Source organism: Algoriphagus chordae (assembly GCF_003254055.1).
Classification (GTDB): Bacteria; Bacteroidota; Bacteroidia; order Cytophagales; family Cyclobacteriaceae; genus Algoriphagus; species Algoriphagus chordae.
The window spans coordinates 177,532-188,867 of sequence record NZ_QKZT01000003.1 but is presented as its reverse complement, the minus strand read 5'-3'; the positions used below and the strand labels follow the sequence as shown (position 1 = coordinate 188,867).

The following is an 11,336-nucleotide window of genomic DNA, read 5'->3' as shown; positions in this document are numbered from 1 at the left end:
TTTGACTATTAATCTAAAAGCGGGTTGTTTTCGAAATACTCCTCAAAAGAAAAATATCGGTGGATTGTATCTCCTTGAAATGGGATGATATCTATTTTCATAGTGGGACAAAAACCATAACCTAGGTAGCCAATAGAAAAGGAAGAGGTAGGATCTCTGGAAATCCGTTGGCGATCTATAAATCCTTGACAGAAATTATACTGGACTTCTTGAATCTCATCTTTTCTGAATGAAGGCATATCCAACCACATAGTATAATTCCTATTTGGTCCTCCTGCATTAGAAGGACTCACTGAGGCTTTAATTTCAATCAAACTATCGAGTGGATAGGTTCTTTCCCTATGAATAATAGCTTCTATTTGCTCATCGGAGAGATTTTTATAATCTGGCCCTCTTCCACGTATCACCAGCCTAAGCAATTCTTTTGAGTAATCTTCGGCAACTTGGGCTTTTGCTTTTTCCTCTTGAGCCAAATTCTCACTTTGTTTGGCTTTGATTCCTAAGAAAACAAAAACTGCAGCCAAAATTACAAAGACCCCTACAGCAATTTTCAGAAACATGGCCTTCTTACTTTTCACCAAATCATCGTATTTCTGCTTGGCTTCTTTTTGCTTCTCTTGCTTGAGGGATTCTTTGCTTTTTACTATCCAATTACTCTCTTCATCACTTTGTTTGAACTTGGCCAAATATGGCTCGATATAGATAAGTTGCTTCTCAGTAAAAAACTCTCGTGCCTCCTGCTTTACTCCCACCTGACTTTTGACCAAGCGCTTAATTTCAAGCAAAGCGGTTTCCTCAATGCTTCTCTTTTCTGCAATGGGTTTGGCTAGTGAATCATGAGCAATCTCGAAGGTATCCGTGTTTTCATTGTAGCGGAGCAGCCTATTATGGGAAAAAGCTTCTACCACATCATCCACCATCCCCCGATCTAAATCAGGTAGACGGTCAAATAATTCCTTCTTAGAAATCGGATCTTTAGTCCCCTCCAAGGTAGCAAAGGGAGAAAGTATTTTCCAGATAAGCTCAGGATTTAGACTTGAGTATTTTTCTTTCAATTCTTTAGCAATATCAGCAACCTGTTCTTCCAGAAAATTGCTCAGGATATCTCCAATCTCTCCCATTTCATTTACTTTTTCCAATGTAAACTCGGCTGGTGTTTCACGCTCTTTATCAGCCGTGATATTCAGGTAAAGCTTGTCTAAAAATACCTGCAAAAAAGGCAATTGAATCGTAAGTGATTTCTTATCTCCTTTGATCTTATGAAAGATACTTTCAGCCACAGCATATTCCTCTCCTTCTTTAATTGAAATATTTGATCCCTCAAATGCCGCTGCACCAATAATTACCTGCTGCACTTTTTCAAGATTCATTGGTTCTACCCTCAGCTTCTTGCGCATGAGTTGAGGTATCGCCTTTTCAAATTCGAATAAATGACCCAAATATTCTTCTCTGATAGAAAAAATCAATTTGACAGGCTGTGCTGACTGAAGAATCCCATTGACAGTGTCAATAAAAATCTCCTGTTCGGAAATTGAACCAAGGATAAAAAGCTCTTCAAACTGGTCAAAAATCAAATAAACAGGGCGAAAGGATTTCTGATAAACTGCCTGGATTGATTTACTTATCGAGGATAATTCCTGCTCTCTCATTTCGCTATCTGAATCCCATTCATCGGTATACTGGGTTTCATCAAATCCTTTCTCAATCTTACCACCTGCTTGCTCCAATACCGACACCAAGGAATCATTGATATCAGCACCTCTTCGAATCATCAAATCGTGCCAATCATGCGGCTGAAACTTACCCGCCAATCCACAGTTGATCAAACTTGTTTTCCCTGTACCAGAGGCTCCATAGACTAGAACTGTGGCTGACTGAAACACCATTTCGTACAAAGCATTGATCTCCTCATCCCTTCCAAAAAACACGCCTCTATCTTCTCTCTGATAGGAATCAAGAAATTTAAAAGGATACTTTTTCATAGGGTTTACCATTAGTGAATTACAAAAAATTAAAAGGAGTCTTCTTCAACTTCGTCCTCAAGGCCAGTCAATGTTTTTTTGGCTTCGTAAAACAAGCTATAAACCTTATCGAAGTTCATGTCAATTCGATTGGCTTTTATAGAAAGCCATCTATTAAGCGCATTTAAGTTGGATACGTTTGGTTTAGGATTCGCTGATTTGCAGATGACCTGTTTGTTGTCATCTTCTATAAAATTATAGTTAAGATTCTGATCATCAAAGGTGTTGGCATGGGAGTAAAAACAAATTTTGGATCCACCATCCAGTTTCAAACCATTGAAATCAATGATAAAAGGATCAAGATTTATATTCTTTCTATAATTATCCTTGAAAATAATCACCGCATGGGAAATAACCGGTGAGGATTCTCTACGCACATTACTTTGGCTGTTGTCATTGGCCAGTCTTTCTCCTATTAGCAAGGTGTAATTATGCAAATACAAACCTTCTTGATCATTCCGCTGCTGATTAAAATCTATCTCATTGATAGAAATCATACGGTATTGTGCCAAGAAACTTAAACTTTCTAACACAATAGTCACATTTTTCTCAGCGGCTTGGCAGTCTTCGAGTTGGAAAGTAGAACCTTTCAACAACGTCGATAAGTCATTCAATTGTGAGCAAGCAGTGATAAACTCGCTTCCTTCCTGAAGTTTTGGAAGCAATTCCATCGATTCAGAAATAAGAAACTCCAGTTTGTTCTCTGAATATATTTCTAGTAAATGTTTGAGTAATTCCGCAAAGCCTAGCACATCTTCTTCAGCAGCATTTCTAAAAAACTTAATAAGCACATCTTTTTGTGAGGAGGAAAATTCAACCTTTTTCACTACCTGATGATCCCAAAGCGCGGAAATCAACGAATAGCAAATAAGTTGCAATCCTCTTTTTGCTGTGGCTTGGCTATTCTCCAGATAACGCACCATTTTGGTTTCGGAAAAAGCCAGTGCCCCAATAGCCATCAACTTACGTATCTGACTGCCTATTACCCCAACATACTCACTGATAATGATTCGCTTGGCAGTTTTCACCAAATCTTCATTTTCAGCCCAACTAGGATTGGCCGCCAAAAAACCCGCTGCTTTCTTACTGTACTGGCTTATCGCAGTGATTAATCTAGAAGTAAGCAACTGATTGAAAGTGTTTTCAATGTGCTCAGGTCCAGTTTTTTCATGAACAGAGTCTCCTGAGGCAGAAGTTTTATGATCTGAGTCACCTCCATATTGAGGCAAAATCATATCCAACTGATCCCCATACTGACTTATTAGATCGGCGGCGGATGTATATTGAGTGAAAAAGTGACCCAATTCCTTGAGTCTATTTTTAAATTCATCTAAGGATTTAATATCTGCCTGGTTTATAGAATCAATAGCGACATCTCCCGTTTTGAAATAGGTCCAAATTCTAGGCTTGCCTTGGGCTTTAAACATTTCGTATGCGATATTAAACTCCTCAGCAGTGTACATACCCACTTTGGTAAAGAAGAGGCAAACGACGAAATCACTTTTTCGGATCGCTTCATTGTATTCATCCTGAAGGCGCGTCGATGAAATCGAATCCGGAAAAAACTCCCATAATACTACCTCTAAACGAATCCCTCTTCGACTCAATAAGTTATTTTGCCTACCTATAAATAGCTCAAACTTCTCTCTGTCATCTTTAAGTTCACTGGAGGAGGCGATAAAAATCCGAAAGGTTTGCATAGACTAAATAATTTGTAACGAATAATTCTGTTGAATTTCAATACACAACTCAACAGGAATTTATTCAAAAAACTAGAACTTTTAGTGTGTAATCATCTCATTAGAATAGTCTTAAGTTATGGATTCTAGCTTTTAGAATTCAATCCATAGAAAAATATTTCTGCATCACTTTTTCTGCTTGCTTTCCCTGAGGAGTAAAATCTGGATTCCTATGTTTTCCATCTGGATACCATTTCCAGAAGAACACACCAGCCATCCATGGTTCTTCCCAGGCCGTTTCAAAAAATGCTTCATAGCAAAGTGCCTGCATTTCCTCAGACAATTCAGTTTCCCTACGCTCATTTGGCCAGACCCATGGCTCCACCGCAGCGTCTACTGTATTGCAATATCCAATCTCAGTGAACATTACAGGCTTCTGGTACTTTCTTACCACCTTATTAATGTTCGACAAGTTCTTTTTCCAGCCAGATTTGAGATCCGAAAGGCTTGGATCTTCTTTGGTTGAAAGTGGGAAATATGCCTGAATACCGATGTAATCCAAGGCGTCCCAGAACTTCACGTGCTCGTATTCAGTGAAATTAGCAGCATAGGTCAATTTGCCTGAATAGACTTTTCTAACGGCTGCAATAATTTTTCTCCAATCATCTTCTCTCTTAGATGTCAGCTCAAGTTCAGTACCCACACAGAGCATAGGAATTTGCAGCTCTTCAGCCATTCTAGCATAGTCAAGAATAAATCCCTCATAATTGGCAAACCAAGTCTTCCAATCTTCTTCGCTTTTCATATCTATCTCCCCAGGCCAACTTCCTCGGATCCAAATATGGGGTTTCAGCATATTCATTATTTCATGTCTTGCTGATGAATCAAAAGTAGCCTTAATCCCATTTGTAGACTCACCCCACCAATTCCCTTCATTGCCTTTAGACCAGCGCATCTCAGGCAAGTTTTTGTCATTTTGAAACCCAAAGGGCGTTTGCGAAAGCGCATCTGCTCCAGTAGCCTTTAAAGCTTCTAATTCGGGTCCTAAAAGTGGAGACCTAGTCCCAACCCAGCATACCCCTTTCCATTTTTCCTGAACAACCAAAGAAGCCTGTTCGGGAATAAACCACCAACTCAATCCAAATAGGAGTATTACACTAACTGAGCTAAATAGATAGAGACGCTGGGTAGATGATTTCATTTTGAAAGCATGGTTTGAATGACGATTTCCTCCTGAAGCGTTTTGTGAACGGGACATTTGTTGGATATCTCCAGCAGCCTTTGTCTTTGATCCGCATCGAGATCACCTTCAATTTCTATAATTCGGGTAAATTGGCTGACTTTCGCTGATGATTCGTCCGGGTTTTCACTATCAGCTAAGTGAACTTTCTCATGATTGAGAAATACGGAAACTTGTTCCAAAGGCCATTTCTTACGCTCCGCGTACATTTTCAATGTCATCGCTGTACAGCTTCCAAGTGAAGCCATCAGCAAGTCATAAGGATTTGGCCCCAAATCAGCGCCTCCGACCTCCGATGGCTCATCTGCGATCAAATGATGATTCGGAGTCATCACTTCAGTAGTGTATTTCTCTCCAGACAGCCGCACGAAAACCTGATTACCACGTGTATCATTCAGCTGCTTTTCTTCCTCTACTACCACATAGCGTTTAGACCAACTCCCAATCACCTCCGCTATGTATTCGCTGTCTTTAGGATTGGAAACTAAGTGGGTTGCTCCATCTAATGAGATAAAACTTTTGGGATGCATGGCAGCATTATATATCTCCGCTGCATTTTCAACACCCACAATATCATCCTGAGGAGAATGCATAATGAGGAGAGACTTCCTTAGCTTTTTCAAAAAAGTAGCCAAGGGTTTTTGCTCCAAATCATCTACAAAACTTTGACTGATATGAAATGGTCTGCCTCCAATGTTAACTTTGGCAATGCCATTTTTCTCAATCTCTTCAATACTATCTAAGAATAAATGACGGATATGCCCAGGAAACGCAGGAGCGCCTATCGTCACTACAGCTTTAACTTCTGCCATCTCAGCAGCAGCATACAATACCGCGGCTCCACCAAGAGAATGGCCGATAAGCATTTTAGGAGCTTGATATTCTTGCGTAAGGAAATCTGCCGCATCCAATAAATCACTCACATTGCCACTAAAAGAAGATTCTGAAAACTCTCCCTCACTCATTCCAAGTCCTGTAAAATCAAAACTTAAACAGGCTATCCCATTTTGGGACAATGCAGTACAAATACGAGTGACAGCTGAGAAGTTTTTGGAGCAGGTAAAGCAGTGCGCAAAAAGAGCATAAAAACTTGGTTTTTGATCCGCCGGCAAATACAAATGTGCCGCGAGCTCCAAACCATTTCTATTTTTAAATTTCAGTCGTTTTGGGTTCATTTTCAGATTATTTATCCAAGGGTTGAACTTTGATATTTTCCAGGTTTATCTCTGAAAGTAGCTCTAATTCTCCAGCTTCGTAAAGCTCCTGCATCTTTTCTACAGATACCGATTCATCGGCTGGCTTGAGATTCAGGTAGTTTTGAAAGCGAATTCCACCAACTTCCTGCACCGTACTCACCTCACGCATTCTCACTCCACCACCATCTGTGTGATAGCTGTAGGCCATATAATCTATTAGCGAATCCTCAGCACCTATCCAATACAAAAACTCATCATCATAATCCTCTCCCCCTCCTTCCTCAGCGAAAGTCACTTTGATCAGATCGTATTTCTCTCCATCAATCTCCGTTTCACCCAAAGAGGTCTTAAATACCGAGGGATCATTTAACCCATAAGGGAGATATGCAAAATAAGCAACAGAATTGACCGAACGGGAGTATTTTCCAATCCACTCTTCAGAAAGTGTATCGATCTTAGCTCCATTCACAGTTCTGACAAAACCATCATTATTAAGCAGGTCTTTTACATTCCCTGTAGAATCCGAAAACTCACGGACATATTCAAAGCGATCTTCAGTTTTAAAAATAGTGTAATGAATATCTCTAAAGTCAAATTCAACTTTTGAATTACTATAAATATCTCCACCATAGACTTCGATCGCCTTGTCGACGATTTTCTCAGCTTCAGTTCGCGAGTCACATGAAGTAAAAACTGTTAATCCAAATAAGAACCCAAAGAGGAATTGTAATCTCATATTTCTAAATTTTAATAATTCTAATTTTCCGGAAGTTATCCTCCACTTATTCAAAAGTTAGTTCGTAGTCAGAATATAAATATTCCGCCCGCAAAAACTGCTTTTTACCTTCATCATCTATTCTAAAGCTTTTACGCTCCTTTGCCAACAATAACCCTGTTGAATTGTCGTAAGAAGTATTTTCGATCAGACTTTTATGATCCTTCGCATGGAGTTCATTTGCGACCAATTGAGATGAAATTGGATCAAAGTAAAACCACCAGACATCCGAATCTGGCCCATAATCCACACGAATTGACGCTACAGATTTACCGTCTTCTAGTCTCTTCTGCCCTTCATAAGTCACATTAGCATTTTCATCGATCAGATTCCATGGCTGCGCAAAAGCAAAGTGAGCAGCATCAATTTCAGCTCTTTTCGCTTTCAAAAAACCCTCATTTTGGATAGTATTCGCTCCCATTTGATAGCTCATTCTACTTCCGTTAAAATTAGCCACATGCAGTACGCTGTCTGTTGTCCAAGTCAACTTTGCTTCGAAATATGGTTTCAGGCGAAATTCCACCCATTGCTCAGATTCGCTTTCTATCGCTCCATTCTCATCGAGCAAGCGTGTCCATTTTTTGAATTTGATAGTAGAAACATCCTCCCAATTTTTGGAAAGCTGATGCGCTTCGATTGACTTATCGATGAGTTCCAGGGCTTGCTTTTCTGGACTGGGCGTACAGGAGAAAAAGAATAGGGATAAAAGAAAAGAAAGTAGAGATTTATAATTCATTTGGCTAAAAGAGATTTGGTAGATGATCTAAAATAGTCCCAGTATATAGCTATTGCTAGCATGGAATATTCTAAGAAAAGGAAAATTGGATTTTCTTGATAATTAGGATCACCATAGGCTTGGTACGAAAATATCACTGCGTAAGTCCAAATCAGAAAGGCTTTTTTATCAGTAAACAAACTCAAGCCAAAGGCAGGAATCAGATACCAAGGATGAACTATTGGCTGAAAAATCAGATAAACCAAATAGATCAATACCCAGAGATCCGTGAGTTGCAAAAGGTTTTGAGGTCTCTTCTTCCAAGAAAAATAAAGAATTCCCATCAGCGTGATTCCGCTCAGAATTGGCGTCAATTCCCCGATGACATTATAACCTTTCACCCAAAAACCAACTTCCCGAAGCAGGTAATAAATTGATGCATTGAATTCAAATTTGCCTTGGTAAAGTTTTAAGCTTTGGAGAAAATGAACCCAGGAATTATCGATCAAAAGCCATCCAAAGCTAGCTGCTATGGCAATGAACGAACCTAGCCAAAATGTCCTTGATTTTCTGGTTTTCTCAAAAGAGAAGAGTGTAGGAATCAGCATAAAAGGCAGTAATTTCATACCAATAGAAAGTCCCCAAAACCCACCTGAAAGTGCATTTTTGTTCTTACTCAGCGCAAAAACAGAAGCCAGCAAAAGTAGTAGCACCAAGCCTTCAAAATGAAGATTCCCGGTGATTTCCATGATCACCAGTGGATTCAACCAATAAAGAATAAGCTTCTTTGAGAAAAGCTGAAAATGCTCGAAGAGCTTCCGTAACAGAAAGAAAACGCCTATTTCTCCAAGAAGCAGTATAACTCGTAATATCAGAACCCCACTCTTTGTGTCAAGGTTTGCACCCCAAGCGGCTACGTAAAATATCGCTTGATTCAAAGGGGGATAAACTGAAAAATACGCTGGTGAATTCATTAGCTCAAATAGATTCTCCAAATAAGGACTTGAGCTTTCTGAATGATTTTGAAGCCAACCTTCAGGTGTTTCCAAATAAGGATTTTGGCTCATCTTCACCAATTCCCCATCCCATAGAAATCGTGGGTAATCATCAGACCATTTAGGAATGGCGATCAACAGGGAAAGTCGGATAAGCAAACCTCCGATAAAGATCCACTTCCATTTTAGCTGCTTACTCAAAAAATAAATAGCCAACATACCTCCGAATAGAGAGGCATAGACAGTGAATGTCAACCCGAAATTTTCTCTCGGAATATAATAGGCCAAGCAGAAGAACCCAACTGCCATCAGCAGGCAGATCAGAGGAATAAAGAGCCGATTAAGCGATTTGCTCAAAGCCCCAAGCTTTTGCGAAACGACTCATCCTGAAGCCCATTTTTACGCCAGTAGTCCAGCATTTGCACACTTTTTCGCACTGCTGAAGTCACTTCCTCGGTGCCGTCCTCCTTGGTTAGAGTTTCTTGCCATGACATGATTTCATATGGAAAAGCATCTACATATTTGATCAGCAATTTTCTTCCGATTTCTTCATAAATCACTTCAATCTCAGCCTGATTTGAGCCAGTCTTTCTCTTAGAGATCACGGCACTTTCAGCATCAAGTGGAATATGGGAGAAGCGATTAAAAATCAAACTAGGAATCAACTTCTTGTGACCTGTAGGCACGAGGTCAGGATTTAATCGGATCAAGTTGAAAATCTCATCCTCAGCCATTGAACTGATCGCCAATTCCTGATCACCTTCCATTTCGAAATAGGAGAACAGTTTGGCTTGGTACTTATTGTTTTTCCAGTTGAGCTGCGCAAACGACTGACCACACCATTCGGTCATAGAAGCAGTGATTTTCGGCGAACTCAGATCATCGTAAACTGGCGTAAAAACGGATAACATCGTGTGGTAAGGATATACGCCCGTTACGAAATCCCGGGTCATATTCAGCTTCATCACCTTTATAGCTCCCTTTCCTGCAGCAGAAGGATCATCCACCTTCACCTGCTTGCGTTTGGAAAAGTCCTCCGTCACAAAGATCATTACCGCATTGCCATCCCGCTCTTCACCATATCGCATTTGCTTAAGCTCAAATACATTAATCTCAGCTTTATTCTGATACCAATGCGAAGCAAATTGCTCCTCATCAATGGCTTTTCTGCCTGTGGAATTGCAGGAAGAGAATATGAACAGAATTAGACCGAGGTTGAATAAATTTTTCATATTCATAAAATTACTAAAATCCAGTTGAAGGTCTAAAATATGTTTCGCCACTTTATCCTTATCCCGGTTTGCGCTGTGTGAAGAAGAGCTGTGAAAGCACTTTCTTGTCTGCTGTTAGTTTATGGTTATATAGTTCCCTTTTCACCAGCTTACTTAAATGATTGTGTTAGCTTTTGTTTTTAATTCAAAGAAGTTATTTGTCCATTAAACTCAACCCAAAAACCTAAAACCCAGAAATAAATGGGTGTGCTTGTTTCCATTTGTCTATTATAATACATGATATGGTAATCGGTCGGAGAGTTAGAAAAGAAGTATTGATATTCAATTCGTTTCATCAATCCAACAATAGTTCGTTTCGTGCATACTTTATAAATGATACAAGTCCTAGAATTCAAAGTATCTGTTTGGATACCAATTGTTTCTAGAACATCTAAATCATAATTTACTTGCCAAACCGATTGATAAAAATCATTATCTACCTTAAGGTCAATTGGATAATTGGTGCCTTTTGGATTCGACTTCCAGACTGCTCTTTCAAATTGTTTTAAGTCCCTAAAAAATTCATCTCCGCATGAGGCAACAATTATATGTTCACTTGTATCTGTATTCCATTTGCTACCTAACCGTCTTTCAGTAAAATCCAAATATTTACCATTTACTATTTGTAGGTTCGAACTTTCTGAAAACCACCAATATGTAACAATATTGACTGCCACCAATCCAATTATTATTTTAAATATGATTCGTTTCATTTTTTATAACAGCCAACAATTCCCCAATATCTAAAAATTACCAATATCTAAAAATCGTATAGATAATCTTATACCCAGCTCCAAACACTCCTTTCACCGTTCCGCTGACTTTGGATACTCCTATACGCTTGCGGTAATTTACGGGTACTTCCGTATACCGAAGTCCTGCTTTATGCGCTTTGATCTGCATCTCTATAGTCCAGCCAAAGTTCTGATCGATCATATTCAAGTCAAGCAACTTTGACCAAACAATCGCCCGAAATGGTCCCAAATCAGAGAATTTGGCGCCCTGCATATATTTCATCATCGTTGTTGCCAACCAATTTCCAAAGACCTGCGGAAAAGTCATTGAGCCAGATTCCCGCTCTCCCAGAGCTCTGGAGCCTATGACCATATCTGCTTTTTGATCCAAAATCGGCTGAATCAAATCAAGTAAATCTTCTGGATAATCGCTGTAATCCCCGTCTAGAAAGACTACAATATCCGGTTGAATTTCCTGTTTTTTGATCCAATCCATCGCTGTCAAACAAGCTTTTCCATAGCCTTTCTGAGGCTCGAAAACCACTTTTGCACCAGCTGCTTCTGCTACTTTTCCAGTGGTATCAGTTGAGTTATTATTCGCAACTACTATATTCCTTACAATTGCCGGAACGTCTCCGATCACCTTTGGAATGGACTTCTCCTCGTTGTATGCGGGGATGATTACATCAATAATTGGAGGATTATGCATC

Annotated in this window: 10 protein-coding genes; all 10 read right to left on the bottom strand. The window is 39.5% G+C overall.

Annotated features, from left to right (window positions below):
* Positions 1-8: 8 nt before the first annotated feature.
* The 10 genes from LV85_RS04485 to LV85_RS04440 all read right to left on the bottom strand — a co-directional run bounded on the left by LV85_RS04485 (position 9) and on the right by LV85_RS04440 (position 11,335).
* Positions 9-1,982, bottom strand: a complete 1,974-nt coding sequence (locus tag LV85_RS04485) for an ATP-binding protein (protein WP_158531139.1) — start codon at positions 1,980-1,982, stop codon at positions 9-11.
* Positions 1,983-2,011: 29 nt separating this feature from the next.
* Entirely contained in the window at positions 2,012-3,721 is a 1,710-nt protein-coding gene (locus tag LV85_RS04480) for a hypothetical protein (RefSeq protein WP_111316989.1), read from the bottom strand.
* 139 nt (positions 3,722-3,860) lie between these two features.
* Entirely contained in the window at positions 3,861-4,901 is a 1,041-nt protein-coding gene (locus LV85_RS04475) for a glycoside hydrolase family 113 (RefSeq protein WP_245942145.1), read from the bottom strand.
* On the bottom strand, positions 4,898-6,115 hold the full coding sequence (locus LV85_RS04470; RefSeq protein WP_111316988.1) for a bifunctional alpha/beta hydrolase/OsmC family protein: 1,218 nt from the start codon (positions 6,113-6,115) through the stop codon (positions 4,898-4,900). Before LV85_RS04470 ends, LV85_RS04475 begins: the two co-directional genes overlap by 4 nt.
* Before the next feature lie 7 nt (positions 6,116-6,122).
* Positions 6,123-6,872, bottom strand: coding sequence for a DUF6503 family protein (locus tag LV85_RS04465; protein ID WP_111316987.1), 750 nt, complete (start codon positions 6,870-6,872; stop codon positions 6,123-6,125).
* Positions 6,873-6,918: 46 nt separating this feature from the next.
* The gene (locus LV85_RS04460; RefSeq protein ID WP_111316986.1) at positions 6,919-7,647 is read right to left on the bottom strand and encodes a hypothetical protein; all 729 of its coding nucleotides are present in this window, start codon (positions 7,645-7,647) and stop codon (positions 6,919-6,921) included.
* The gene (locus LV85_RS04455; RefSeq protein ID WP_146260429.1) at positions 7,644-8,978 is read right to left on the bottom strand and encodes a glycosyltransferase 87 family protein; all 1,335 of its coding nucleotides are present in this window, start codon (positions 8,976-8,978) and stop codon (positions 7,644-7,646) included. Before LV85_RS04455 ends, LV85_RS04460 begins: the two co-directional genes overlap by 4 nt.
* Complete coding sequence (locus LV85_RS04450) at positions 8,975-9,853, bottom strand: hypothetical protein (protein WP_146260428.1); 879 nt, start codon at positions 9,851-9,853, stop codon at positions 8,975-8,977. Before LV85_RS04450 ends, LV85_RS04455 begins: the two co-directional genes overlap by 4 nt.
* 179 nt (positions 9,854-10,032) lie before the next feature.
* Positions 10,033-10,605 (bottom strand): hypothetical protein, encoded by a 573-nt coding sequence (locus LV85_RS04445; protein ID WP_111316983.1) that lies wholly within the window; start codon positions 10,603-10,605, stop codon positions 10,033-10,035.
* A gap of 37 nt (positions 10,606-10,642) precedes the next feature.
* On the bottom strand, positions 10,643-11,335 hold the full coding sequence (locus LV85_RS04440; protein WP_111316982.1) for a glycosyltransferase family 2 protein: 693 nt from the start codon (positions 11,333-11,335) through the stop codon (positions 10,643-10,645).
* Between the last annotated feature and the right edge of the window lies 1 nt (position 11,336).